The 24,716-nt window shown below is 72.7% G+C and carries 22 protein-coding genes; 10 read left to right on the forward strand and 12 right to left on the reverse strand.

The features are described from left to right. Window positions 1-47: 47 nt before the first annotated feature. Complete coding sequence (locus tag AC07A4_RS08885; RefSeq protein WP_478594984.1) at window positions 48-1,130, reverse strand: S1 family peptidase; 1,083 nt, start codon at window positions 1,128-1,130, stop codon at window positions 48-50. A gap of 311 nt (window positions 1,131-1,441) precedes the next feature. Between AC07A4_RS08885 and AC07A4_RS08890 the strand changes: the two genes are divergently transcribed. Then, a complete protein-coding gene (locus AC07A4_RS08890) occupies window positions 1,442-2,539 on the forward strand; it encodes a hypothetical protein (protein WP_478594986.1) in 1,098 nt (365 codons plus the stop codon). Window positions 2,540-2,692: 153 nt separating this feature from the next. Here the strand turns inward: AC07A4_RS08890 and AC07A4_RS08895 are convergent, their stop codons facing one another. The 4 genes from AC07A4_RS08895 to AC07A4_RS08910 form a co-directional block, all read right to left on the reverse strand. Beyond that, window positions 2,693-3,850 (reverse strand): serine hydrolase domain-containing protein, encoded by a 1,158-nt coding sequence (locus AC07A4_RS08895; protein ID WP_478594989.1) that lies wholly within the window; start codon window positions 3,848-3,850, stop codon window positions 2,693-2,695. 55 nt (window positions 3,851-3,905) lie between these two features. After that, entirely contained in the window at window positions 3,906-5,066 is a 1,161-nt protein-coding gene (locus tag AC07A4_RS08900; RefSeq protein WP_478594991.1) for a serine hydrolase domain-containing protein, read from the reverse strand. Window positions 5,067-5,192: 126 nt separating this feature from the next. Next, window positions 5,193-6,947 (reverse strand): TIGR03767 family metallophosphoesterase, encoded by a 1,755-nt coding sequence (locus tag AC07A4_RS08905; RefSeq protein WP_478594993.1) that lies wholly within the window; start codon window positions 6,945-6,947, stop codon window positions 5,193-5,195. A gap of 346 nt (window positions 6,948-7,293) precedes the next feature. Then, window positions 7,294-7,860 (reverse strand): CGNR zinc finger domain-containing protein, encoded by a 567-nt coding sequence (locus tag AC07A4_RS08910; protein ID WP_478594996.1) that lies wholly within the window; start codon window positions 7,858-7,860, stop codon window positions 7,294-7,296. A 137-nt stretch (window positions 7,861-7,997) separates the two neighbouring features. Between AC07A4_RS08910 and AC07A4_RS08915 the strand changes: the two genes are divergently transcribed. The 4 genes from AC07A4_RS08915 (at window position 7,998) to AC07A4_RS08930 (ending at window position 13,512) form a co-directional block, all read left to right on the forward strand. Then, window positions 7,998-8,462, forward strand: coding sequence for a VOC family protein (locus tag AC07A4_RS08915; protein WP_478594998.1), 465 nt, complete (start codon window positions 7,998-8,000; stop codon window positions 8,460-8,462). A gap of 41 nt (window positions 8,463-8,503) precedes the next feature. Continuing rightward, window positions 8,504-9,382, forward strand: coding sequence for a pyridoxamine 5'-phosphate oxidase family protein (locus tag AC07A4_RS08920; protein ID WP_478595001.1), 879 nt, complete (start codon window positions 8,504-8,506; stop codon window positions 9,380-9,382). A 56-nt stretch (window positions 9,383-9,438) separates the two neighbouring features. Continuing rightward, the gene (locus AC07A4_RS08925) at window positions 9,439-9,885 is read left to right on the forward strand and encodes an NUDIX hydrolase (protein ID WP_478595003.1); all 447 of its coding nucleotides are present in this window, start codon (window positions 9,439-9,441) and stop codon (window positions 9,883-9,885) included. 345 nt (window positions 9,886-10,230) lie between these two features. Then, on the forward strand, window positions 10,231-13,512 hold the full coding sequence (locus tag AC07A4_RS08930) for a S8 family serine peptidase (RefSeq protein WP_478595004.1): 3,282 nt from the start codon (window positions 10,231-10,233) through the stop codon (window positions 13,510-13,512). Between the two features lie 82 nt (window positions 13,513-13,594). Here AC07A4_RS08930 and AC07A4_RS08935 read toward each other — a convergent pair whose 3' ends face one another. The 3 genes from AC07A4_RS08935 to AC07A4_RS08945 all read right to left on the reverse strand — a co-directional run bounded on the left by AC07A4_RS08935 (window position 13,595) and on the right by AC07A4_RS08945 (window position 16,580). Continuing rightward, window positions 13,595-15,091, reverse strand: coding sequence for a M28 family peptidase (locus tag AC07A4_RS08935; protein ID WP_478595006.1), 1,497 nt, complete (start codon window positions 15,089-15,091; stop codon window positions 13,595-13,597). Between the two features lie 185 nt (window positions 15,092-15,276). Continuing rightward, on the reverse strand, window positions 15,277-16,056 hold the full coding sequence (locus tag AC07A4_RS08940; RefSeq protein WP_478595009.1) for a hypothetical protein: 780 nt from the start codon (window positions 16,054-16,056) through the stop codon (window positions 15,277-15,279). After that, window positions 16,053-16,580, reverse strand: coding sequence for an RNA polymerase sigma factor (locus AC07A4_RS08945; protein ID WP_478595010.1), 528 nt, complete (start codon window positions 16,578-16,580; stop codon window positions 16,053-16,055). The genes AC07A4_RS08940 and AC07A4_RS08945 overlap by 4 nt, the downstream gene beginning before the upstream one ends. A 272-nt stretch (window positions 16,581-16,852) precedes the next feature. Between AC07A4_RS08945 and AC07A4_RS08950 the strand changes: the two genes are divergently transcribed. Both AC07A4_RS08950 and AC07A4_RS08955 read left to right on the forward strand, forming a co-directional pair. Beyond that, window positions 16,853-17,863 carry an aspartate-semialdehyde dehydrogenase gene (locus AC07A4_RS08950; protein WP_478595012.1) on the forward strand — a complete coding sequence of 337 codons (1,011 nt, stop codon included), beginning with the start codon at window positions 16,853-16,855 and terminating at the stop codon, window positions 17,861-17,863. 290 nt (window positions 17,864-18,153) lie between these two features. Beyond that, a complete protein-coding gene (locus AC07A4_RS08955) occupies window positions 18,154-18,660 on the forward strand; it encodes a DUF1203 domain-containing protein (RefSeq protein WP_478595014.1) in 507 nt (168 codons plus the stop codon). A gap of 7 nt (window positions 18,661-18,667) precedes the next feature. On the opposite strand, the gene AC07A4_RS08960 is transcribed toward AC07A4_RS08955, so the two are convergent. Continuing rightward, complete coding sequence (locus AC07A4_RS08960) at window positions 18,668-19,570, reverse strand: LysR family transcriptional regulator (protein ID WP_478595017.1); 903 nt, start codon at window positions 19,568-19,570, stop codon at window positions 18,668-18,670. A gap of 122 nt (window positions 19,571-19,692) precedes the next feature. Here AC07A4_RS08960 and AC07A4_RS08965 point away from each other — a divergent pair, with 122 nt between their 5' ends. Continuing rightward, a complete protein-coding gene (locus AC07A4_RS08965) occupies window positions 19,693-20,877 on the forward strand; it encodes an MFS transporter (RefSeq protein ID WP_478595019.1) in 1,185 nt (394 codons plus the stop codon). Between the two features lie 10 nt (window positions 20,878-20,887). Here the strand turns inward: AC07A4_RS08965 and AC07A4_RS08970 are convergent, their stop codons facing one another. Then, window positions 20,888-21,322, reverse strand: a complete 435-nt coding sequence (locus tag AC07A4_RS08970; RefSeq protein WP_478595021.1) for an ATP-binding protein — start codon at window positions 21,320-21,322, stop codon at window positions 20,888-20,890. Window positions 21,323-21,557: 235 nt separating this feature from the next. Here AC07A4_RS08970 and AC07A4_RS08975 point away from each other — a divergent pair, with 235 nt between their 5' ends. Next, window positions 21,558-22,409, forward strand: coding sequence for a helix-turn-helix domain-containing protein (locus AC07A4_RS08975; RefSeq protein ID WP_478595023.1), 852 nt, complete (start codon window positions 21,558-21,560; stop codon window positions 22,407-22,409). Window positions 22,410-22,418: 9 nt separating this feature from the next. Continuing rightward, entirely contained in the window at window positions 22,419-22,631 is a 213-nt protein-coding gene (locus AC07A4_RS08980; RefSeq protein ID WP_478595025.1) for a DUF397 domain-containing protein, read from the forward strand. Here the strand turns inward: AC07A4_RS08980 and AC07A4_RS08985 are convergent. Continuing rightward, entirely contained in the window at window positions 22,588-23,874 is a 1,287-nt protein-coding gene (locus AC07A4_RS08985; protein WP_478595027.1) for a flavin-dependent oxidoreductase, read from the reverse strand. The genes AC07A4_RS08980 and AC07A4_RS08985 overlap by 44 nt on opposite strands. Further along, on the reverse strand, window positions 23,871-24,641 hold the full coding sequence (locus tag AC07A4_RS08990; protein WP_478595029.1) for an ABC transporter ATP-binding protein: 771 nt from the start codon (window positions 24,639-24,641) through the stop codon (window positions 23,871-23,873). Before AC07A4_RS08990 ends, AC07A4_RS08985 begins: the two co-directional genes overlap by 4 nt. Between the last annotated feature and the right edge of the window lie 75 nt (window positions 24,642-24,716).

Here is a 24,716-nt window from a genome sequence, read left to right on the forward strand (position 1 = left end):
GACCGTCCGGGGCTACCCGGGGGCACCCCGGGACTGGAAACCAGGCGTCAGCCGATCTGCGCCCCGTAGCGAGACAGCGCGTCGACGACCGGCGCGAAGAACGTCTGGCCGCCGCTGGAGCAGTTCCCGCTGCCACCGGAGGTCAGCCCGAGCGCGCTGGTGCCCGCGAACATCGAGCCCCCGCTGTCCCCGGGCTCGGCACAGACGTTGGTCTGGATCAGTCCGCGGACGGTGCCCTGCGGGTAGCTGACGGAGACGTTGAGCCGCTGCACGGTGCCGCCGTGCAGCTGCGTGGTGCTGCCGCTGCGCTGCACCCGCTCGCCGACGACGGCCTGGCGGGCCCCGGTGATCTGCTGGGAGCCGCCGTTGTAGAGGTTGACCTCGCTCGGGTGCGCCACGTTCGCGGTGTAGCGCACGATGGCGTCGTCGCGCCCGGGGAAGCCGTAGTCCTCGACCACTCCGATGACCGGGCCGCCCTGGGTCTCGGACCAGCTGGTGCCCGCGAGGGCGGCGCAGTGGCCCGCGGTGAGGAAGTACGGCTGGCCGTTCTTGACGACGTTGAAGCCGAGCGAACACCGGCCGCTGGAGCTGTAGATGGCGTCGCCGCCGCGGATCAGCGGCTGGAACTTCCCCGCCGTCCGCTCCAGGACGGCCTTGCCGTCCTGCGCCGCCACCCGCTGCTTCAGCCGGTCGAGGGCGGCGCCCTTGACGGTGGAGTCGGCGGTGACGACGACCTTGTTGGCGACCGGGTCGAGGCCGCGTGAGGTGCCGGGCACGGCTCGCTCGTCCAAGTCCCGCTGGACGCGTTCGAGCTGGGCCTGGGAGTGGGTGACGGTCCTCGGCTCGGCGCCGGCGGCGCGGACCCGGCCGGCCGCGGCCTCGTCGAGGACGTTGACGACGAGCTTCTTGGCGGCGGCGTCGTAATAGGCGCCCGCCGTGCGGCTCGTGGAGCCGGTCAGGGAGTCGGCGAGCTTGCCCGCCGCCGTGGCGCTCACGGTGTCCGGAGTGGGGTCCGGAGCCGCGGAGCTGGCGGCCGCCGTGGTGAGGGTGCCGGCGACGAGGGCGGCGACGCCGACTCCGGTGAGGACGAGGCGTCGGGTGCGTGCTCGGTGGGTGCGTCGGGTGGACACTCAGTACCTCCATGGGGGGATGGAGCCGTCCATGGCGGACGCGGCTCCGGGGGAGTTACCGGTTCGCGGCACGAACGACCGACGGGTCACGTCGCGTCCATGCCAAGTATCGCGCCGAGTATGACAACGGTGTCGCCCGTCCACAAGGGCGTGCCACAAGAATGCGGACGCCCCCCATCCGCCTCGCACCACCCCCGAACCAGACCTTTTCGGTACTCGAACTCCCGTACTTTAGGACGGGCTTGTCCTGCTTTGTCGACGGGACGGTAACAGCGGTTAGGGGGCGGAACAGCGGTGGGAATGGGCACGGCATGAACCACAACACCCCGCTCTCCCCCCGCCCGCTGCGCCACCTCGCCGACGTCCAGCGCCGCGTCATGAGCGCCGCCCAACTGCGCGACCACGGCGTCGGCGCCGCCGACGTCATCGCGCACTGCCGTCAGGGCGGCCCCTGGCAGCAACTCCTTCCCGGCGTCTACCTGCTCCACCCAGGACCGCCCACCAGCGAGGAGCGGCTGCACGGCGCGCTGCTGTACGCCGGGCGGCCACCGGCCGGGCCGAGCCGGGGAATTCCGGCGCAGCCGCGCCCCGGCGAGCCGCACGCCGCCTACGCCGACGCGATGATCACCGGCCTCGCCGCGCTGACCCTGCACCGCTTCTCCGCCACGCCGCCGCTGCTGTCCCTGGACCACATCGACGTCCTCGTCCCGCGCACCCGGCGGCTGCGCTCCACAGGCTGCGTCCGCCTGGTGCGCGCGCCCGCCCTTCCGACACCGCAGCAGGTCACCGGGGTGCCGGTGGCGCCGGTGCCGCGCGCGCTCGCCGACGCGGTGGCGAGGCTCGCCGACGCGGGCGCGGTGCGGCGGCTGCTCACCGAGGCGGTGCGCGGCGGGCACTGCGAACCGGCCGCCGTGGTGCGCGAGTTGAACCGGGCGCGGCTGCTCAGCCGCCCGCACGTGGTGGACGCCGTGGACTCGCTGCTCGCCGAGGGCCGTGCGATCGCCGAGAGCCGCCTGTACGCGCTGGTGCGGGACCACGGCCTGCCCGACCCGCTGTGGAACGTGGACCTGCGGCTTCCCGGCGGCCCTCACCTGGGTGGCGTGGACGCCTACTGGCCGGACCAGGCGGTGGCCGTGGAGCTGGACACGCGGGCGCCCCGCCAGCACCGCCAGGGCCGTCCGGGTCATCCGGGCCGTCCGGACTTCAAGGAGAGCCCGGAGGACGACGCGCTGTGGTCCGAGTACGCCCGCAAGCGCGAGCACTTGGAGCGGCTCGGCATCACGGTGGTCCACATCACCCCGAAGAAGCTGCGGGACACCGCGGAGCAGCAGGCCGCGGTGGTGAGGACGGCCCTGATGGCGGCGGGTGACCGGGAACCGGCGGCGTATGTCGCGGTGCTGCCCCGGTAGTCGGCCCCCTGGCCTGGGCGGGCCCCCTGGCCTCGGCGGGCCCGCACGGCTGGGGGCTTCGCCCCCTCTCCCCCCTTCGTTGGCGCTTCGCGCCTCGTCCTCAAGCGCCGGACGGGCTGGAACTGCCCGTCCGGCGCTCCTGTCCAGACCGGCTCACCCGCCCCCGCAGAACTCCGCGTTCACGATCTCCTCGTGGCCCGGTGACCAGTCGCCGTTGAAGTTGAACGCGAGCGCGTGGGTGCCGTCCGTCGTCGTGAGGGCGAGGGTGACCGAGCCGTGGATGCCGCCGCCGTGGCCCCAGACGACCGTGCCGCAGGGCAGTTCCAGGCGGAGCAGGCCCAGGCCGTAGCGCGCGTTCTTGGCGCGGACCGTCGTCTTCATCTCGGTGAGCTGCCGCCTGGGCAGGAGCGTGCCGCGCAGCAGGGCCGTGTAGAAGCGGTTGAGGTCCGCCGCGTTGGAGATCAGGTCGCCGGAGGCGCCCGCCACCGCCGGGTTCAGCTCCGTGACGTCGTACGTCGTGCCCTTGGGGTCGTCGGACAGCTTCGCGTACGCGCGCGAGCTCGGCCGGGGCAGGGTGGGCGCGGTGCCGGGCGTCGACGTGGCCCGCAGGCGCAGGGGGCCGATGAGGCGGCGGTGGATCTCCCGCGCGTACGACCGTCCCGTGACCTTCTCGATGAGCATGCCGGTGACGACGTAGTTGGTGTTGGAGTAGCCCCAGCCCTCGCCGGGTGCGAAGGCGGGCCGGTGGCGCAGGGCGATCGCGACGAGGTCGGCGGGCTGCCAGGTGCGGAAGCGGTGGTGGCGGAACTCCGGGGTGTAGTACCGGCGCAGGACGTCGGGGTCGTCGGTGTAGTCGAAGATTCCGCTGGTGTGGTTGAGGAGCTGGCGGATCGTGATCCGGTCGCCGTCGTGGCCGTTGCCCTCGACCAGGCCCGGCAGCCACCGGCCGACCGTGTCGTCCAGGTCGAGCCGTCCCTCCGCCGCCAGTTGGAGCACCACCGTCGCCACGAACGTCTTGGTGATGCTGGCCGCGCGGAAGCGGTCGTGCGCGCCGCGCGGCGTCTGCCTCCTCAGGTCGCCGACGCCCGCGGCGGCGCTCCAGGAGCCGTGCCGGTCCCGGGCGTGGGCGCTCACGCCCGGGACGCCGCCGCGGACGGCGGCCGCCAGGGCGGCCCGGGTCCCCTGGTGGCGCTCGGCCGCGGCGGGCGTGGCGAGCGCCGGGCCCGCCAGGGCGCCCGCCGTCACCGCGACCACCGCGGCCGACCGCAGCGCGCTCCGGCGCTTCGGCGTGCGGCGCCCGGACACCTTCATGGCTCGCGTCCCTTCGTCGGCCGGGGCGGCGGCCGAAGGACCGGCCTCTCAGCCCCTACGCACCGCAGAACTCCGCTTCGGCCACGGAGTCACGGTCGGCGTCGGGACCGTTGAAGTTGACGGCGAGCGCGTGGCGGCCGTCCTCGCTGGCCATGGCGAGTGACGTCGAGCCGTGGATGTCGCCGAGGTGGCCCCAGACGGTCGTGCAGGACAGCTTCAGGCTCTCCAGGCCGAGGCCGTAGCGCATCCGCGCCTCGTCCCCCTTGGCGACGGTCTTCTTCATCTCGGCCAGCTGCTCGGCGGGCAGGAGCCTGCCGCCGAGGAGGGCGCCGTAGAAGCGGTTCAGGTCCGCCGACGTGGAGATCATCGAGCCCGCCGCGCCGAACAGGGACGGGTTGAGCTCCGTCGCGTCGTGGAGCTTCTCGTCGCTCTCGTCGACGAACAGCATGTACGCGCGGCTGCTGGGCTTCGGCATGGTGGGCCGCGTGTGCGGGACGTAGGTGTGCCGCAGCTTCAGGGGGCCGATGACGCGGCGGCGGATCTCGTCGCCGTAGCCGCGTCCGGTGGCCTTCTCGATGACGAGCTGGAGGATTCCGTAGTTGGTGTTGGAGTAGTGGAAGACCTCGCCGGGCGCGCCGTACGGCTGGTGGCGCAGGGCGATCTCGATGAGCTGCTGGGGCGTCCAGGTGTCGTACCGGTGCTTGAGGAAGGCGCGGCCCGCGACGCGCTTCAGGAAGTCCTCGTCCTCGGCCACTTCGAAGATTCCGCTGGTGTGGTTGAGGAGTTGGCGCAGGGTGATCCGGTCGCCGTCGTAGCCGTTGCCCTCGACCAGGCCCGGCAGCCACCGGCCCACCGTGTCGTCCAGGTCGAGTTTCCCCTCGGCCGCGAGCTGGAGCGCCACCGTCGCCGTGAACGTCTTGGTGATGCTGGCCGCGCGGAAGTGGTCGTGGGTGCCGCGCGGGGTGCGCTTGTCCAGGTCGCCGACGCCCGCGGCGGCGTTCCAGGTGCCGCCCGCGTCCCTGGCCTGGGCGGTGGCGCCGGGTGCGAGCCGGTGGACGGCCGCGTTCAGGGCGCGCTCGGTGGCGTCGTGGTGCCCCGCGTGCGCCCCGGTCGCGGGAGCCGCGGCGGCTGGGGCGGCGAGGGCCCCCGCCGCCAGGGCCACCGCCGTGGCCGCGCCCGCCAGGCTCGTCCGTACGTTCAAGACGCGTGCGTTCATGAAGGGTCCCCCCGTGCTGTCCGTGCCGCTCTGGTGTGCGGCGCTTGCGCCGATCACCGGCGAATCGGCTGAAGGGACCCGCCGCCGGGGGCGGGGGTTGAGGACTCTTCGGCGGTTGGGCTGGTTTCAGCCCTTGCGCAGCACGAGTTCGGTGTTGCGGTCGCCCGGTTCGCCCCCGAGCGCGGGCTTGGCGCCCGGGGCGTTGAAGGCCAGTTCGCGGTAGAGCGCGGCGAGGCCGGTCTGGGACAGGTCGGCGAAGTCCGTGCGGTGCGGGGCCGCGGACTCGATCAGGGTGGTGAAGAGGGACAGGGTGCCGTCGTGGTTGTCGACCAGCTCGATCACCCGCGCCAGCTGCGGGAAGTCGACGTGCGAGGCGGTGGATATCTCCCAGAAGGTGCCGTGCGGGGTGATGGCGTTCTTGTGGCTGTGGCCGTTCACCCAGGCGAGCACCGAGCGGTGTCGGCCGAGCAGCGCGGTGAGTTCGTCGCCGCCGTGCCGGGCCTCGCGCGGGTGGTTCGGGTCGGTGCGCAGATTGCGCATCGACCGGCTGGTGTGGTGGCTGAAGACGATGACGTACGACGCGTCGCCGCCCCTCTCGACGGCTTTCAGCGTCCGTTCCAGCCACCGCAGTTGGCTGGTTCCGATCGATCCCTCGTAGTGGCCGCCCGGGTCGGTGGTGTCCAGGCTGACGCCGATGACGTCGTCGGTGATGCGGAAGGAGTAGTACTGCGTGCGATTGGCCAGGTTCTCCGCCGTGTAGCCGTGGCCGACGGGGCCGCGGCCCGTGTGCGCCGGGTCGAGGTGGGCCTTGACGTACTCGGCGGGTGTGAAGGGGGCGCGGGCCTCGTCGGGGGTGACGGGCCGCATGCGCCGGGCCTCGGACCGAAGGAGTTCCTTGAAGCGGGCGCCCTTGGGGTCCTGGCCCTTCTTGACGGCCTTCCACAGGGCGGCGCCCCGGGCCTCGTCGAGCTCCATCAGCTTGCGGCCGCCGACGGCGAGGTCGGCGAAGTAGGAGTCGCCGGGGGCGTAGCAGCCGCCGGGCAGGCCGTCGTGGTTGCCGACGGTGGAGTACCAGGGGAGGTTCAGGCCGGGGCTGTTGACCTGGCGGATCGCGGCGTCGAGGTAGCCGCGCAGGCGCGGGAAGCCCTGGCGCTTGTCGGCGTCGCGCAGGGCGGCGTCGGGGTGCCAGTACAGGTTCAGGCCGCTGTTCTGCACGCCTTCGTAGTGGCGCGGGTCGCCGGAGTTGGGGGTGACGCGGCCGCCGCTCATCACCTTCAGGAACCAGTCGAGTTCGGTGCGGGAGTTGTTGTCGGTGTTGTCGCCCGTCGTCATCACGAAGTGCAGCGGGGCGCCGGTCGCGGGCGCGCCGCGCAGCGCGTTGACCCGCTCGACGAGGGACACCGCGCCCGCCACGGACAGGGCCTCCTGGGGCCGCCAGGCGCTCGCGGTCTGGGCGCGCAGGTACTCGTACCGCAAGGGGTGCTGGACGTCCACCAGGTGCAGGTCCGTGAACTGCACGAACGCGGCCAGCGGGGTGCGCCGTTCCTCCCGGCCGCGGTGTGCGGGCGCGAGGTCGGCGCGGGTGACGCGCCGCCAGGCCGGTCCTTCGCCGAGGCGCCGGTAGCCGCTCGCGCCGCGCGGCGCCGCCGTGCTGGCCAGGGTGGTGCCCGCGCGGTAGGGGGCGAGCGGGGCGGCGGGGGCGCGCCGGGACAGCGCGAGGGGCGGCTCGGCGGCGGCCGCGCTGCCTGAGCCTGAGGCGCCGGGGCCGAGGGCGTAGCCGATGCCCGCGGAGACGGAGACGGCTCCGGTGGCCGCGAGGAACGCGCGGCGGTTGACGGCGGCGGTGGCGGTCGCCGTGGCGACCGTGCGTGTGCGCGACATGGCGCGTCTCCCCGAGTGCGAACGCGTCGGCAGTGGTCGCGGGGAGGCGTGGCCGCCGGGTCCGGCGGCGGCATCCCCGCTCGTACTGGATCGTTGGCAGCGGGGGTGACCTGCGCGTTAACGAGGCCGCAACGGGTGGCGCCGATCACCGTAAGTGGATCAGGGTGTACGTGGCCTGTGCATGGGGCTCTCGCCGAGTTGCGGTGAGTTGGTCACTCGGCGTTCATGTCTTGGGGTAGTTCCCCCCGCCCGCCCTTCAGCCTTCGGCGCTGCCGCCGTCGCCCGGCCGTCCGTACGGATGGGGCTGCGCCCCTCTCCCCCCTTGTTGGCGCTTCGCGCCTCGTCCTCAAACGCCGGACGGGCTTTTTGCTCGCGCGTAGTGGCGGGACGCCTTGGCTCGGTTGCCGCAGGCCGCCATGGAGCACCAGCGGCGGGTGCCGTTGCGGGAGGTGTCGAAGAAGTGCAGGACGCACGCCTCGTGGGCGCAGCCGCGGATGCGGTCGGGGGCGGTGTTCAACAGGTGCAGGTAGTCGCGCGCCGCGAGCCAGGCCGGGCCCCAGGACGGGTCGTCGAACTCCGCCTCCTCTGCTGGCCCTTCGGGCGTCAGGCGGGCCCGGACGCGGCCGTGCGCGAGGACCGCGTCGAGGCGGGCGACCGCCGCCGCTTCGCCGCCCGGCTTGCCCGGCAGGTCGACGAGTCCGGCGAGGGCGTCGCGGGCGCGCAGCACGTGCCGCAGGGTGCCCGCGTCGGCGGCGAAGCGCCCGTCGAGGGCGTTCGCGGCGAGCCAGACCGCGAGCCCGTCGGCGTCGGCGAGGAGGTCCTCGCGGGCGCCGTCGTGCATCCAGCGGGTGTTGAGCAGGTCCAGGGAGAGGGGCTCGCCGGTGAGCGGGCGGGGGTCGTGGACGGCGGGCATGGGCGTTCCCTTCTGCGCTAACCAGTCAAGGGTACGTGAGCGGTTGACGCTGTCGATCTCTAACCTTTAACATTACTTTCAACGGTTAGCCCCGCTCGGGGCTGACCCATTCGCCGCACGGCACCTAGGGGAGAGCCATGACCGCGACCAGCGCGCCGCGCACCGGCCACATCGGCCTGAACGTCACCGACCTCGACCGCTCGCTCGCCTTCTACCGGGACGTCCTGGGGTTCGACGTGATCGGGGAAAGCGGGAAAGAGGCAGGGGACGGGCGCCGCTTCGCCTTCCTCGGCCGCGAGGGCGCGCTCGCGCTCACGCTCTGGCAGCAGGCGAAGGGGGCGTACGAATCCGGGCGCGCGGGCCTGCACCACCTGTCGTTCGAGGTGGACACCGTGGCCGACGTCCGCGCCCACGAGCGCGGACTGAGGGAGTACGGCGTGGAGTTCGCGTACGAGGGCGTCGTGCCGCACGGCGAGGGCGCGGCCTCCGGCGGGATCTTCTTCCACGACCCGGACGGCACCCGCCTGGAGATCTTCACCCAGTCCGGCGCCGACAGCGGCACGGCACCGGTCTCGGCGGCGCCGACCTGCGGGTTCTTCTAGCGGCCGCACGGACAGAGGCCTTACGGACTTCGCGGGAGAGGGTGTCCACCGTGACCCGATTCGACCCCTACCACCAGGGCTCGCGCGCCGTGCAGGACCGCGTGGGCGTGCGGGAGCTCGCCGACCACGTCGGCCGGTCCATCGCGCCAGGCATCCGGCCCGTCGCCGCCGCGTTCCTGGCGCTCCAGCCGATGCTCGTCGTCGGCGCGCGGGACCCGGACAGCGGGCGGGTGTGGGCCTCGCTCCTCACCGGCGACCCCGGCTTCGTCCGGGCCACGGGGGCGCACCAGATGTCCGTGGCGGGCGGTCCGGTGGCGGGCGATCCGCTCGCGGCCGCCCTCGCCCGCCCCGGCACCCCCGTCGGCACGCTCGCGCTCGACCCGCGCACCCGGCGCCGGATGCGGCTCAACGGCCGGGCCCGGCCCACCCCGCGCGGCCTCGCCGTCGAGGCGGAGCGGGTCTTCGCCAACTGCCCCAAGTACCTGCGGCGGCGGGATCTGTCCGGCGCGCGCCGCGCCGCCGCTCCCCTCGCCCCGCACCGCTCCGGCCAGCTGTCCCCAGCCCAGCGGGAGTTGATCGCCACCGCCGACACCTTCTTCGTCGCCACCGTGCGCGACGGCGGCGCCGAAGCCAGCCACCGGGGCGGCGAACCCGGCTTCGTCCGCGTCGACTCCGCCCGCGAACTGAGCTGGCCGGACTACGCGGGCAACGCCATGTTCCTCACCCTCGGCAACCTCACCGCCGACCCCGGCGCCGGGCTGCTGTTCCTCGACTGGACCACCGGCACGACCCTCCAGCTCACCGGAACCGCCCGCACCGACTACGGCCCCGACGGCGAGCGCACCGTCCGCTTCACCCTCACCGAGGCCGTGTCGACGCCCGCCGCGAGCCCCTGGACCTGGACCGCGCCCGAGCGGTGACCGGCAGTTGGGTAACAGTCCGTGCCGAACCGGTGTACGCGGTCTAACGTCGGCGCGTGCACAAGGAACTCCGGGTGGCGGCCTACGCCGTATGCGTACGGGACGGATCGGTGCTGCTCGCGCGCTGGGTCGCGAGGGACGGCAGCAAGCGGTGGACGCTGCCCGGGGGTGGCATGGACCACGGGGAGGACCCCTACGACACGGTGATCCGGGAGGCCGACGAGGAGACCGGGTACGTCGTGGAGCCGGTGGCGCTGCTCGGCGTGGACTCGCTGCGGCGGCGCTATCCGAGGCGGCTCGGGGCCGTGGCCGACTTCCATGGGGTGCGGATCGTGTATGAGGCGCGGGTGGTGGGGGGTGTGTTGCGGAGCGAGGCGTCGGGGTCGACGGACCTGGCGGCGTGGCATCCCCTCGACGGGGTGCCCGATCTGGACCGGGTCAGTCTGGTCGACGTGGGCCTCTCCCTGTGGCGCGAACGCCCGGTGAGCGGCCACCTGGCCTGACCCGCGTGGGACGCCCCAGACCCGCCCCTTCCCGAACCATGGGGCTCCGCCCCCTGTCACCCCCCCCGAAAGGCAACGGCGCTTCGCGCCTCGTCCTCAAACGCCGGACGGGCTGGATCTTTCAGCCCCTCCGGCGTTTGAGGAGCGGGGTCTGGGGCGTCCCACGCGGGCAAAGACCGTTATGCGGCGGCTTGTTCCGGATGGCGTATGGCGGAAGTACGCCACACCCGCAACCAACGCCAGGCAGACCTCCCCAAAACTCACCCCTTACGTAAAGCTGAGCGGTCATCCGGCCCCGATTTCCGGACCCTTTCGATCACCTCGAATTCACGTACAGGGATGCAGATGACCCCCAGACCCAGCGGAGCGAGACGCACCACCGCCCGCCTCGCCACCGCGATAACCGTCGCCGCCGCACTGACCGCGGCGGCGCCCCTCCCTCTGGCCTTCGCCGCCGAGACGCCGCCCCCGGCCCCGGCGCCCAAGTCGGCCGCGGCCAAGCTCGGTACGGCCGACGCCGAGCTGCTCGCCGACGCGAAGGCGGAGGGGGAGAAGACCGTCACCATGATGGTGGCGACCGAGCCCGGCGCGACCGAGCGGGTCGCGGAGCAGCTGGACGCCGTCAAGGGCGGTTCGGTGGGCCGGACGTACGACAAGCTCGGCTACGTCCGCGCCTCCGTGCCGACCGCGAAGGCCGACGCCGCGATCAAGGCGGCGAGCAAGCTCACCTCGGTGCACGGCATCGACCTGCGGCACGAGATCGAGCTCGACGACCCGAAGCCGCAGAGCGCGAAGGGCGCCAAGCCCGCGCCGGGCGCCGCCGCCGCGCCCGGCAAGGACACGCCCGCCAAGAACCCGTACAACCCGTCCTTCGAGACCGGTGCCGTCGACTTCGTGAAGAAGCACCCGAAGGCCGACGGCCGGGGCGTCACGATCGGTGTCATCGACTCGGGCGTCGACCTCGGGCACCCGGCGCTGCGCAAGACCAGCACCGGCGAGCGCAAGATCACCGACTGGGTGACGGCGACCGACCCGATCGTGGACGGCGACGCCACCTGGCGGCGGATGACCAACCCCGTCAGCGGGCCGACGTTCACGTGGGACGGGGACACGTGGAAGTCGCCCGCCGGAGCCTTCCAGGTCAGCCGGTTCCGCGAGGCCGCCACCACCGGCGGTGACGCCAAGGGCGACCTCAACCGCGACGGCGACACGACCGACACCTGGGGCGTGCTGTACGACCCGGCCGCCGGTACCGTCCGCGTCGACCTGAACGACAACAAGGACTTCACCGACGACAAGGCGATGAAGCCCTACGGCGACAAGCACCAGGTCGCCTACTTCGGCAAGGACGACCCGGCCACCGACGTCGCCGAGCGCGTGCCGTTCGTCGTGGAGATCCGCAAGGACGTCCCGACGGACCCCTACGGCGGCGACTGGGTCGGCAAGAAGGCCGACTTCGTGAACATCGGCCTCATCGAGTCCGAGCACGGCACGCACGTCGCGGGCATCACCGCGGCCAGCAAGCTGTTCGGCGGGAAGATGAACGGCGCGGCGCCGGGTGCGAAGATCGTCTCCTCGCGCGCCTGCACCTGGTCCGGCGGCTGCACCAACGTCGCGCTGACCGAGGGCATGATCGACCTCGTCACCAAGCGCGGCGTCGACATCGTCAACATGTCGATCGGCGGCCTGCCCGCGCTCAACGACGGCAACAACGCCCGTGCGGAGCTGTACAAGCGGCTCATCGACACCTACGGCGTGCAGCTGGTGATCTCGGCGGGCAACGAGGGTCCCGGTGCCAACACCATCGGCGACCCGGGCCTCGCCGACCACGTCATCTCCGTGGGCGCGGCCATCTCCAAGGAGACCTGGGCCGCCAACTACGGCTCCGAGGTGGCGAAGAAGTACGCGATGTTCAACTTCTCCTCGCGCGGTCCGCGCGAGGACGGCGGCTTCCAGCCGCTGATCACCGCCCCCGGCTCCGCCATCAACACCACGCAGACGTGGCTGCCCGGCGGCCCGGTCGCCGAGGCGGGCTACCAGCTGCCCGCGGGCTACTCGATGCTGAACGGCACGTCGATGTCGTCGCCGCAGGCCGCGGGCGCGGCCGCGCTCCTGCTGAGCGCCGCCAAGCAGCAGCGGATCGACCTCACCCCGGCCAAGCTGCGCACCGCGCTCACCTCTACCGCCGACCGCATCCCCGGCGTGCAGGCCTATGAGCAGGGCACCGGGCGGATCGACGTCGTGGGCGCCTGGGACGCCATCAAGGGCGGCGCCAAGGCGCACGAGTACACCGTGAAGGCGCCCGTCGACACGGCGCTCGAGCAGGAGCTGAAGAAGCCCGGCACCGGTCTGTACGACCGCGAAGGCGGCCTGAAGGCGGGCGAGAAGAAGACCTACAAGGTCACCGTCACCCGGACGACCGGACCGCGCGGCCCGGTGCGCCACGAGCTGAAGTTCGCCAACAACCACGAGGGCACGTTCCGCCTCGTCAACCCGTCCACGATCTGGTTGGCCCGCGACAAGCCGGTCACGGTCAAGGTCGAGGCGAAGCCGAAGTCGGCGGGCGTCTCCAGCGCCCGGCTGACCGTGAACGACAAGCGCACCCGCGGCATCGACCACCAGATCATGACGACCGTGGTGGTCTCCAAGGAGCTCGCGAAGCCGAAGTTCACGTTCCAGGCCAAGGGCTCGGTGCAGCGCAACAGCACGAAGTCGCACTTCGTGACGGTCCCCAAGGGCGCCAAGAGCCTTGAGGTCGCGCTCGGCGGGCTCGCGGACAAGAGCCAGACGCGGTTCATCTCCGTGCACCCCTACGGCCTGCCGTCCGAGGAGACCTCCTCGCTCGTCTGCTACCCGAACTTCCCGAACCCGGCCAACACGTGCCGTCCCGACCTGCGGTCGTACAAGGACCCGACGCCGGGCGTCTGGGAGATCGAGGTCGAGTCGCGCCGCACGTCGCCGGTGCTCGACAACCCGTACACGCTGGACGTGTCCGCGCTCGGCGTGTCCTTCGCCCCGGCGCCGCAGAAGGTCGACGAGGCCAAGGTCGGCGCGGCAACCCCGGTCACCTGGAAGGCGACGAACGACTACGCCGCGGTGGACGGCAAGCTGAAGGGCGGCTCGCTCGGCTCGGCCGTCACCGCGCGGCCCACCGTCAAGCAGGGCCAGAAGCAGACCACGACGGTCGTGGTGCCCGAGGGCGCCGAGCGTCTGGACGCCGCGATCGGCGGCACCTCGGACGCCCGCGCCGACCTCGACCTCGCGGTCCTCAAGGACGGCCGGGTCGTGGGTCAGTCGGCGGACGGCGACTCGGACGAATCGGTGAGCATCGCCAAGCCCGCCGCCGGCACTTACACGATCGAGGTCGCGGGCTACTCCATCCCGTCAGGACAGACCGCGTACGACTACCGTGACGTGTTCTTCTCCGCGTCGCTCGGCCAGGTCAAGGTCGACGAGGCCAAGCCGGTGAAGCTCGCCAACGGCGAGAGTGCCACCGTCGCCGCGGAGCTCGTCGCGGGCACGCCCGCCGCCTCCGGCCGGGTGCTCTTCGGCGAGGTGAACCTCCTGAACGCGCGCGGCACCGTCGCGGGCACCGGCACCGTGACCGTCGCGAAGGTCACCGAGTAACCGGGACGACATGCGGAAAGGGGCGGGCACCTGGTCCAGGTGCCCGCCCCGTTCGCGTGCGGACGGAGAGTACCGCGCCGGGTCAGCGCTTCAGCGAGCCGAGGTCCTGCGCGTAGATACCGACCGCGTTGGCGATGACGTCGACGTTCACGTCGAAGATCTTGCGGTCGATGTTCTTCAGGGTGTCGCCGTTGCCGTGGTAGTTCGGGTCGTACGGCTTACCGGCCTTGCCGCCCGCCTTCGCCGCCTGCTCCGCGGTCTTCAGGCCCTCGGCGCCGGTGAAGGTGCCGCCCGCGGGGATGCCCTCGGCGATGAAGGGGCCGTAGTCGGAGCGGCCGTCGAAGTCGGTGCCCCAGTGCGGGACCTTCTTCTTGTCGAGGAAGCCGTTGATGAGCTTCTCGATCTGGGCGGAGCCCTTCGGGCCGGGGCCCGAGCCGACGTTGTCGGAGTTGTCGCCGTCGTAGACCAGCTCGGCGCCGTTCGGCGAGCCGATCATGTCGAAGTTCAGGTACAGCTTGATGTTCTTCTTCTGCTTCGCCGTCAGCGACTTCACGTAGTGGTCGGAGCCGAGCAGGCCGAGCTCCTCGGCGGACCACCAGGAGAAGCGGACCTTGTTGGCGAGCTTCTTGCCGCCCTTGGTCGCCTTGGAGAGCTTCTCGGCGACCTCGATCAGACCGGCCGAGCCGGAGCCGTTGTCGTTGATGCCCGGGCCCTCGGTCACGGAGTCCAGGTGGGCGCCGAGCCCGACGACGCGGTCGGCGCGGCCGCCGCGGGTCTCCGCGATGACGTTGCGGGTCTTGTGCGGGACAGCCTTGGTGGCGACGTCCAGGGAGACCTTCACCTCGCCCTGGGCAACCTGCTTGGCGAGCGCCTCGCCCTCGGCCAGGGTGATGCCCGCGGCCGGGATGTGCGCGTTGTCCGGGGTCTCCAGGTTGCCCTTGACGGGCTGGTCGCCGGAGTGGTTGTACAGGAGCAGGCCGATGGCGCCGGCCTTGGTCGCGGCGGCCTCCTTCTCGGCGAAGGTGCAGGTGCCGCGCTTCACCAGCGCGATCTTGCCGGTGAAGGTGTCGGAGGTGTAGTCGTCGGCCTCGCAGCCGGGGGTGTCGTCGACGCGGGCCGCGGCGAGCGGGGCCTGGATGCCGCCCTCGGGCGTGGCCTTGCTGAAGTCGAAGGCCACGGCGTTGAGCTTGCGGGCCTCGGGCGACAGGACGGCGGCGCCCTGGCGCAGGGTCTCGGACTCGTAGAACGTGAAGTCCTGGTACGCGACCTTGTAACCGGCCTTCTTCAGGCGGTCGTACACGTACTTGGTGGAGGCCTTGTGCCCCTTGGTGCCCGCGGCGCGGTTGCCGCCGTTCTTGTCCGCTATCTCCTGGAACTTCTCCAGGTGGCGGTAGGCGCTCTTGCCGGACGACGTCGCCACGAGCTTCTTGGCGAGCTTCTTCGCCTTCTGCTCCTGGGTCGTCGGGTGCGGCTTGGGGGCGCCCTGCGCGCCCGCCTGGGGTGCGGCGGCGAGGAGGACGGGGACTGCGACGGCCGCGGAGACGAGAGCGGCCGTCGCGCGGCTGCGGGGTGCGCGCACGGGATTCCTTCCATGGGGGGTGCGGTGATCCTCAGCGATCGCGGGTGATCACCTCTGATCGCGGTGGAAGGAAGTTAGCCCGGACAAAGCACAGTTCAAAGGCATTAATGGCCGGTGCAACACCTACTTCACTCAACTGTCACCGGAACTCAGCACTCCGGAACTCGGCCTACCGGCACCGGAACTCAGCACTCCAGCCCGCGTGCTCCCGGCAGCGCCTTCGTGATCCACCGCCGGTCCTTCGCGATCTCCTTGCCCGTCGACCAGGTGTCCGGCGAGGCCTCGCCGCGCGGGATGCCGATCAGCGCGCGGTCGCCCGCCCGCAGCCGCGGGTCCACGTTCACGTCCATCACGAACGTCACCTCATCGGGCGCCTTGGCGGGTTTGTACGAGCGGGTCACGTCCAGCGTGATCCGGTCCTCGGTGCCGCCCGGCAGCGTCTCCACGCTGCGCACCGTGCCCTCGACGATGAGGCGGGCGCAGGCGACGTAGCCCTCGGGCGACTGCTTGGCCCCGTCGTCCTCCACGCCCCCGCCGCCGTGTTCGATGTCCGAGTCCGCGTCGCTCCGCGTGTGCTTGGTGTCGCCCGCGCCCGCGTCGGCGTCACCGCCCGCGCCGTCCCGCGCGCCGAGCCACACCACGCCGCCGATGAGCCCCGTCGCGAGCACGGCGGCGAGGACGAACAGGCCCCGGCGCCAGAGCGCCCCGGACCTCGGGCCGCGCACCGGCCGCGCGGGCGCGGGCGGCCCGTCGCCGGGGTGCCGCGCCAGGGTGTCCCCCACCGCCCGCAGCCCCGCGCGCAGCGCCGCCACGTCGGCGGCGGCCGCCGCGTGCTCGGCCATGAACGCGGCGTCGGCGCGGGCCTCCGCGGGCACGGGGGCGTCCGTGACCGCCAGCGTCAGCGCGTCATCGGGGCCGTGCCGCCGGTCCCGGCCTTCGTCGTGCGTGCCGTGCGCCACGGTCACACCACCTCTCCCTCGTGCAGCCGCGTGCGCAGCATCCGTACGGCCGAGTGCAGCCTGCTCTTGACCGTGCCCTCCGGGATGCCGAGTTCGGCGGCTATGTCCCGTACCGCCAGGTCGGCGTAGAAGCGGAGGATCACGACCTGCCGCTGGCCGTCCGGCAGTTCGTCCAGGCCCTGCGCCACGGCGAGCGACAGGACGCGGGACTCGGCGCCGTCCTCCTCCGGGCGCTCGGGGCGCAGCGCGGCGAGGCGTTCGCCGAGCCGCTCCTGGCGGCGGCGGGCCCGGTGCCAGTCCATGGCCCAGTTCGACGCGACCACCGCGGCCCAGGCCGCCACGTCCCGCGGCGCGTGCTCCCCCTTGGCCGCCCGCTCCAGGAGCCGCAGCCTGACCTGCTGCACACCGTCCTGAAGCTCGCCGTACGGGACCCCGCCGAGCGACAGGACGGCCCGCACCCGGTCCTCCTGCGCGGCGTCGAGCGGATCGGCCGCGTCACGCGCCGGGCGGCGCGGTTTCCTGCGCAGCAATGCCCCTCCCTCTCTCCGTCCCTCTCTCCGGTGCCCCCGAGGGGTCCCCCCGTTTCCCCTACGACGCGGGAGTCGGCGGAAACGTTCGCCGGGGGGCGGAGCGGATCACCGACGGAGGAGGCGTACGTCACACCTTCGCCGCCCGTGACCCGTCTCACCTGGTGGTTAACCCCTCAATGAATTGGACAGGCGCCCCGGGGTCGCCCGCATCATGGAGACACTGGAAGCACAGCAAGGCATCCAAGGGATACCCGAGGGATAGGGAGTCGCCCGTGAAGGTCGGAATCGTCGGAGCCACCGGTCAGGTCGGTACGGTCATGCGCAAGATCCTCGCCGAGCGGGAGTTCCCCCTCGACGAGCTGCGCCTGTTCGCCTCGGCCCGCTCGGCCGGGACGGTCGTGGACGGCGTGACCGTCGAGGACGCCTCGACGGCCGACTACACGGGCCTGGACATCGTGCTGTTCTCGGCGGGCGGCGCCACCTCCAAGGCGCTGGCCGAGAAGGTCGCGGCCCAGGGCGCCGTGGTGATCGACAACTCGTCGGCGTGGCGGCGCGACCCCGACGTACCGCTGGTCGTCTCCGAGGTGAACCCGCACGCCATCGCGGACCGCCCCAAGGGCATCATCGCCAACCCGAACTGCACGACGATGGCCGCGATGCCCGTCCTGAAGCCGCTGCACCTGGAGGCCGGGCTCACCTCGCTGGTCGTCGCCACCTACCAGGCGGTGTCCGGCTCCGGCCTCGCGGGCGTCGACGAGCTCTACGGCCAGATCGAGAAGGTCGGCGCGGATGCCACGAAGCTCACGCACCACGGCGAGGCCGTCGACTTCCCCGAGCCGGACAAGTACGTCGCGCCGATCGCGTACAACGTCCTGCCGATGGCGGGCTCCCTCGTCGACGACGGTCTGAACGAGACCGACGAGGAGCAGAAGCTGCGCCACGAGTCCCGGAAGATCCTGGAGATCCCCGGCCTCAAGGTCTCCGGCACCTGCGTCCGCGTGCCCGTCTTCACCGGGCACTCCCTCCAGGTCAACGCCCGCTTCGAGCGCCCGATCAGCCCCGAGCGGGCCGCGGAGATCCTCGCGGGCGCCGAGGGCGTCGTCCTCACCGACGTGCCCACGCCGCTGGGGGCCGCCGGGCGGGACGAGTCCTTCGTCGGGCGCATCCGCCGCGACGAGACCGTGGAGAACGGCCTCGCGTTCTTCATCTCCGACGACAACCTGCGCAAGGGTGCGGCGCTGAACGCGGTGCAGATCGCGGAGCTCGTCGCCGCGGAGTCCTGACCGGACGGGGGTGCGGGCGTCTTTCGGCGCTCCGCGCCTCGTCCTCAAACGCCGGACAGGCTGAATCTTCGCGCTGCGCGCTCGTCCTCAAACGCCGGACGGGCTGGATTGTTCCGGCCTGGGCTGGATCATTCGGGTGCGGGTGTTTCAGCCGCGATGCGGCAGGTTTCCAGCCCGTCCGGCGTTTGAGGACGAGGCGCGGAGCGCCGATGGGGCGGTGACGCGCGCCCGCAGAGTACAGGTCCGGAATCCGCCAGCTTTGGGGTGTGATGGGGCGGGAGGGTGGGGGCATGACTCTCGACTTCCAGCCGCGCCCCATTCGCCCCGACGTGCTCGCGCAGCTTCGTGACACCGATGACGCGGGTCGCGCCTGCGTGCCGTACGTGGACGACGAGGGCGGCTCCCCGCTGCGCTGCTGTCTGCGCCCCATCCGCGCGGGCGAGCGCGTCGCTCTCGTGTCGTACGCGCCGCTGCGCCGCTGGGCGCGGGAGACCGGCGCGGAGCCGGGCGCGTACGACGAGCAGGGGCCCGTCTTCATCCACGCGGACCCGTGCGCAGGTCCGGCCGGGGAGCCGGGCGCGTACCCGTTCGTCCGGGCGGGAGCGCTGCGCGCGTTCCGCCGGTACGACGCGCGGGGCCGCATCGTCGGCGGGCGTCTCCTGGAGATCCCCGAGGACACCACGGCGGGCTTCGACGCCGCCTTCAAGGAGGCGTTCGCCGACCCCGGGGTCGCGCTGGTGCACGTCCGCGCCGTCGAGTACGGCTGCTTCCAGTTCGAGGTGCGCCGCCCGGCGTAGCGGGGCGTCAGGCCGCTTCCGGCACCGAGGTGGCGTCCGCCACCGCCCGCGCGAACGCCCGTACCCGCTCCGTCTCGGCGTCCCGGTGCCAGACCATGCCGAGCACCGAGTCCGCGAGGCCCTCCACCGGTACGAAGACGACGTCCTCGCGGCCGTGGTAGGACGCCGTCGGGCGGCACAGCAGCATCGCGCCCCGCTCGGCGGCGACCAGGGTGAGGCCTTCCTGGAGGGTGCGCACGGCGGGGGCGGGCACCGCCGACGGGGCGTGCGCCTCGCGCCAGTAGCCGGGAGCCGGGGCGCTCGCCGCGATCAGCGGGGTGTCCCGCAGCTCCTCGGCGCGCAGCGAGGACCGGGCGGCGAAGGCGTGGCGCACGGACACCGCGACGGTCTGCTGCTGGCGGGAGAACAGCGGCCCGAGGACGAGGTCCGGCTCGGCCACCGGGAGCAGGACGATCGCCGCGTCCACCTCGCCGTGCCGCACCGCGCCGAAGGGGTCCGAGAACGGCACTTCGGCGATCTCCGTGACGCACGCCGGGTGCCGCTTCTGGAACGCGGTGATCGCCCGCATCAGACGGGCGTCGGCCGTGCCCTGGAAGCCGATCCGCAGCCGCCCCTCGACGCCCCGCGCCGCCTCCTTGGCCCGGTCGACGACTCCGGCCAACTCCTGGTACGCGGGCATCAGTTCCGCGCGGAACCGCTCCCCCAGGGGGGTCAGCCGGACCCGGCGGCTAGTACGCTCCACGAGGCGGGCGCCGATGCGCTGTTCCAGCGCGGCGAGCAGTTGGCTGACCCGGCTCTGGGAGACGTAGAGGCGCTCACCGGCCCGCCCGAAGTGCAGTTCGTCGGCGAGCACGAGAAAGCACTCCAGCTCGCGGATCTCAATGCCGCCGCTGACCCCGATGTCACCCATACCGTTCCGCTCCAGCCCGTCCCGCGGCCCTGACCTCGCCGCCGGATCGATAAGTCCTGCTCATTCAAGGATGAGATCTTCGGCGTTGTTCCCGATGGGCCCGCGGGCGTTGTCTTGTGCCCATGGAAACTCTGACCCAGACCCCCCACACGGACACCGGGCGGCGCTCCCTGCCCCTGTCCGTCATCGCCGTCGCGGCCGCCACGTTCTCCGTCGTGACCACGGAGATGCTGCCCGTGGGCCTGCTGACCTCACTCGCCTCCGGGCTGCACGTCTCGGACGGCACCGCGGGGCTCACCGTGACGCTGCCCGGCGTCGTCGCGGCCATCGCCGCGCTGCTGCTTCCGGTCGCGGTGCGCGGCGCGGACCGGCGCACCGTGCTGTGCGGCCTGATGCTGCTGCTCGGCGCCGCCAACCTGCTCTCCGCGCTCGCGCCGTCGTTCGCGGTGCTGCTCGTGGCGCGGTTCGTCGTCGGCCTGTGCATCGGCGGCGTCTGGGCGGTCGCGGCCTCGCTCGCGGTACGCCTGGTGCGCACCGAGGCGACCGGGCGCGCGACCGCCGTGATCTTCAGCGGGATAGCCGTGGCGTCCGTGCTCGGCGTGCCCGCGGGCACGTTCCTCGGCGAGCTCGCCAGCTGGCGCTGGGCGTTCGGCGCGGTGGCCGCGCTCGGCCTGGGCGTCGCCGTGCTGCTCCGCCTGGTCCTGCCGCCGCTGCCGCCGACGGAGCCGGTACGCCTCGGCGCCTTCCCCGCGCTGCTTCGCCTGCCCCGGCTGCGCGCGGGCCTGATCGCCGTGGCACTGCTCGTCGTCGGCCACTTCGCCGCGTACACCTATGTGCGGCCGGTCCTTGAGCGGGTGCCGGACGTCGGCGCGGGCCTGATCAGCGTGCTGCTCCTGTCGTACGGCGTCGCGGGCATCGCCGGGAACTTCCTGGGCGGCACCTTCGCGGCCCGCGATCCGCGCCGCGCCCTGCTGATCATCTCGGCGGTGCTCGCCGCCGTGGTCCTGCTGCTCGTGCCCGCTGGCGCGTCCCTGGCCGCGTCCGTCGCCCTCCTCGTCGCCTGGGGCCTCGCCTACGGCGGTGTCTCCGTCTCCTCCCAGAACTGGGTGATGGCGGCCGCCCCGCACGCCCGCGAGGCCGCGTCCGCGCTCTTCGCGGGCATCTTCAACATCTCGATCGCCCTGGGCGCCCTGGCCGGCGGCCGGGTGGCCGACGCCCTCGGCGCCACGGACGTCCTCTGGCTGGGCGGCGGCCTCGGCGTGCTCGCCCTCGCGGTGGTGGCGCTCGCGGGGCGGCGCCGGGCGTGAGGCGCCGCCGCTACGCCGCGCCGAGTTCGCACCACACGTACTTGCCGGTGTCCCCGCCGCTCGGCAGCGGATACCAGCCCCAGGTGTCCGCGCAGCAGCGGACGAGGTCCAGGCCCCGCCCGTCCTCCGCGTCACAGGGGGCGGCGCGGAGCGTGGGCGCCGGGGGGCTCGGGTCGGCGTCCCAGGCCGCGATGCGCAGGACTCCGTCGGACCACAGCAGGCGGAAGGCGACGGGGCCCTTGGTGTGGCGCACGGCGTTCGAGACGAGTTCCGTGGCGAGGAGTTCGGCGACGTCGGTGATCGCGCCGAGCTCGTGCACCGCGAGGATCACGCGGAGGGTTCGGCGACAGACAGTAACCGCGCAGAGGTCGCGCGGAATGTGCAAGGTGTACTCCCAGGGCTCCGCCACGGGGAGGGGGTCCGGCTCGTTGGCTTCTTCGTACATGCGTGAACTCCCTTGATGGGCAGAGGAGTTGGGTGCGTGCGACGAGTGCGGGGCGGTGATCGTGTCACGCCCGCCCTGGCGGGGCGGGGTGGTGCTCTTCCGGGGTCCCGATGCCTCGTAGCGTTGCGACGCATCACTGACGGTATGCCTGAAAATTATGACCGCGCAACCATTTCGCGTAATCTGACACCCGAACGAGGAACCCCGCAGGGCGAGTTGGACCAAGGAGCCGTTGATGGCGACGAGGCGGAACCCCAGCGCGCGGCAGGTGCGCCTGGGAGTCGAACTGCGCAGGATGCGTGACGCTGCCGGGCTGAAGGCGACCGAGGCCGCGGCACTGCTGGGCGCGAGCTCCGTCCAGATGAGCCAGATCGAGGCCGGGGTCGCGGGCGTGAGCGAGGAGCGGGTCCGCCGCCTCGCGGCCAACTACGCCTGCGCGGACGCCGCGTTGGTCGAGGCGCTGGTGGCCATGGCCACGGATCGGACTCAGGGCTGGTGGGAGGAGTATCGCGGGGTGCTGCCGACACCGTTCCTCGACCTCTCAGAACTGGACCACCACGCCCGGTTCCGGCACGACGTGACGGTCATCCACATCCCCGGACTCCTCCAGACCGAGGCCTACGCCCGCGCCCTGTTCGCCTTCATGCACCCCGAGTTCCCGGAGAGCGAGCTGGAGCCCCGGGTGAGCCACCGGATGAAGCGGAAGGTCATCATCGAGGGGCCCGCCCCGATCCCGTACGAGACGGTGATCCACGAAGCGGCGCTGCGCATCCGCGTGACCGACCGGGCCGGGCACCGGGCCCAGTTGACGCGTGTCCTTGAGGTGTCGGACTCGGACCACGTGACGGTGCGGGTCATCCCCTTCGACCTGGACGGCTTCGCCGGTGCCGGGAGCTCGATGGTGCACTTGGGCGGGCCGGTGGCCCGCCTCGACAGCGTGGTGCGCGACGCCCCGCACGGCACCGTCTTCCTCGACTCCGCAGCACAGCTGGAGCACTTTCGAAAGCTCTTCCGTAAGGTGGAGACGGCGGCGCTCAGCCCCGAGAAGTCACGTGACCTCATTCACCGGTTGGCCAAGGAAGTGTGAGGCACCACCATGACCACCCGCACGGACTGGCAGAAGTCGTCGTTCTCCGGGGGCGGCGAGGGCAACGACTGCATCGAACTCGCCACCGCGTCCGGCACGATCCGGCTCCGCGAGAGCGACGACCCCGCCACCGAACTCACCACCACCCCCACCGCCCTCGCCCACCTCATCGGCGCCCTCAAAGAGACGGCGGGCCCACCCCCCACGACCCCCTCCCGTTGAGCTCCGCCACATCCGTTCCCGTGGTCCAGTGATACGAGGCCTCAAGCTCCGCCAGTTCCTCCGGGGTGAGGACGTCCTCGACGCGGTCGAAGCCCTCCGGCGCGCGTTCGGCGACAGCCGCGAGGTAGCGGTCGGCGGGCATCTGGCGGTTGGCGAGGACCAGGGCCGTGGTGGCCTCGCGGCGGACCTCCTCGTAGGCGCGAAGGCCCGTCACCCGGTCGGGGTCCGTCGCGGCGAGGCAGCGGGCCAGGACGCGGGCGTCGAGGATCGCCTGGGAGCCGCCGTTGGAGCCGACGGGGTACATGGGGTGCGCCGCGTCGCCCAGGAGCGTGACGGGGCCCTTGCCCCACCACGGCAGGGGCTCGCGGTCCACCATGGGGTACTCCAGGATGCGGCGGGTCGCGGCGAACAGGGCGGGGACGTCCAGGTCGCCGATGCGCCAGCCCGCGTAGTGCGGCAGGACCTCGGAGAGGCGGCCGCTGCGGTTCCAGTCGGCGGAGCCGGGCCCCCGCGCCGGGTCGGCGGGGAAGCGCACCTCGGCCACCCAGTTGAGCAGCGCGCGCCCGCGCAGCTCGGCCTCGCGCGATACGGGGTAGACGACCAGCTTGGCGTGCGCGTTGCTGCCCGCGACGGCGACCGTGCGGCCGCCGAGGACGGGCTGCCACTCGGTCACGCCCCGCCACATCCGGATGCCGTTCCACAGCGGGGGCCCCTCGCCGGGGTGCAGCCGGGAGCGGACCGTGGAGTAGAGGCCGTCCGCGCCGATCAGGGCCCGCACCCGCACCGCGTGCTCCCGGCCCCGCGCCACGTCCCGCAGCACGACCCGCAGCGCGTCGCCGTCCTCCATGAAGCGCACGAACGCCGTGCCGGTGACGACGGCCCGGTCCCCGAGGCGCTGGCGCACCGCGTCCAGGAGGATCATCTGGAGCGTGCCCCGGTGGATGGAGTACTGGGGCCAGTGGTAGCCGAGCGCGAGGCCGCGCGGCTCGCCCCAGATGCGGTTGCCGTGGCGGTCGTAGTGGACCATCTCGGCGGTCTGCACGCCGGTCGCGGCGAGCGCGTCGCCGAGGCCGAGTTCGGTCAGCTCCCGCACGGCGTGCGGCAGCAGGTTGATGCCGACGCCGACGGGCCGCAGCTCGTCGACCGGCTCCACGACGCGTACCCCGATGCCCGCCGCGTGCAGGCTGAGCGCGGTGGTCAGACCGCCGATGCCCGCGCCCGCGACCAGTACGTCCACGGTCATGGCCGCCGCACCGCCCGTCCGACCTCGGCCCGCAGGCGCACGAACTCCGGGAGCCCGCGGGTGGCGATCTGGTCGCGGGGCGCGGGCAGTTCGACGCTCAGCTCGCGGTGGACGCGGCCGGGGGCGCCGGAGAGGACGACGACGCGGTCGCCGACGTACACGCTCTCGTCGATGTCGTGGGTGACCAGGAGGATCGTCATGCGCCCCTGGGGCGCTGGCCCGCCGCGGACCGTGAGGAGGAGGTCCTCCAGGTCCTCCCTGGTCTGCGCGTCGACCGAGCCGAACGGCTCGTCCATCAGAAGCAGCGCGGGCCGGTAGGCGAGCGCGCGGGCGATGGCGACGCGCTGCTGCATGCCGCCGGACAGCTGCCACGGATATCTGCCCGCCGTGTCCGCGAGGCCGACCTGGGCGAGCGCGTCGTGGGCGCGCTCGCGGCGCTCGGCGCGGGCGAGCCCCCGGCGGCGCAGCGGCAGCGCCACGTTGTCGCGGACGGTCAGCCACGGGAAGAGCGAGCGTGTGTAGTCCTGGAAGACGACGGCCAGGTCGTCCGGTACGCCCTCGACGGCGCGCCCGTCGACAGTGACGCGGCCCGCGCTGGGGCGCTGTAAGCCCGCCACGCACCGCAGCAGCGTGGACTTGCCGCAGCCGGACGGGCCGACGATGCTGACCAGTTCGCCGCGGTCCACGAAGAGTTCGACGCCGTCGAGGGCCTTCCGGACGGCTTGTCCGTCGTCGTAGCGATGGCTGAGCCCCGTGATGTCCAACATCCCCTGCTCCCCCTGTACCCCTGGTGCCAACTACCACGTGGTCTATGAGAATTGAGTGCTCACGTGCTCCAGGCG

The organism is Streptomyces sp. NPDC043996 (genome assembly GCF_056435225.1).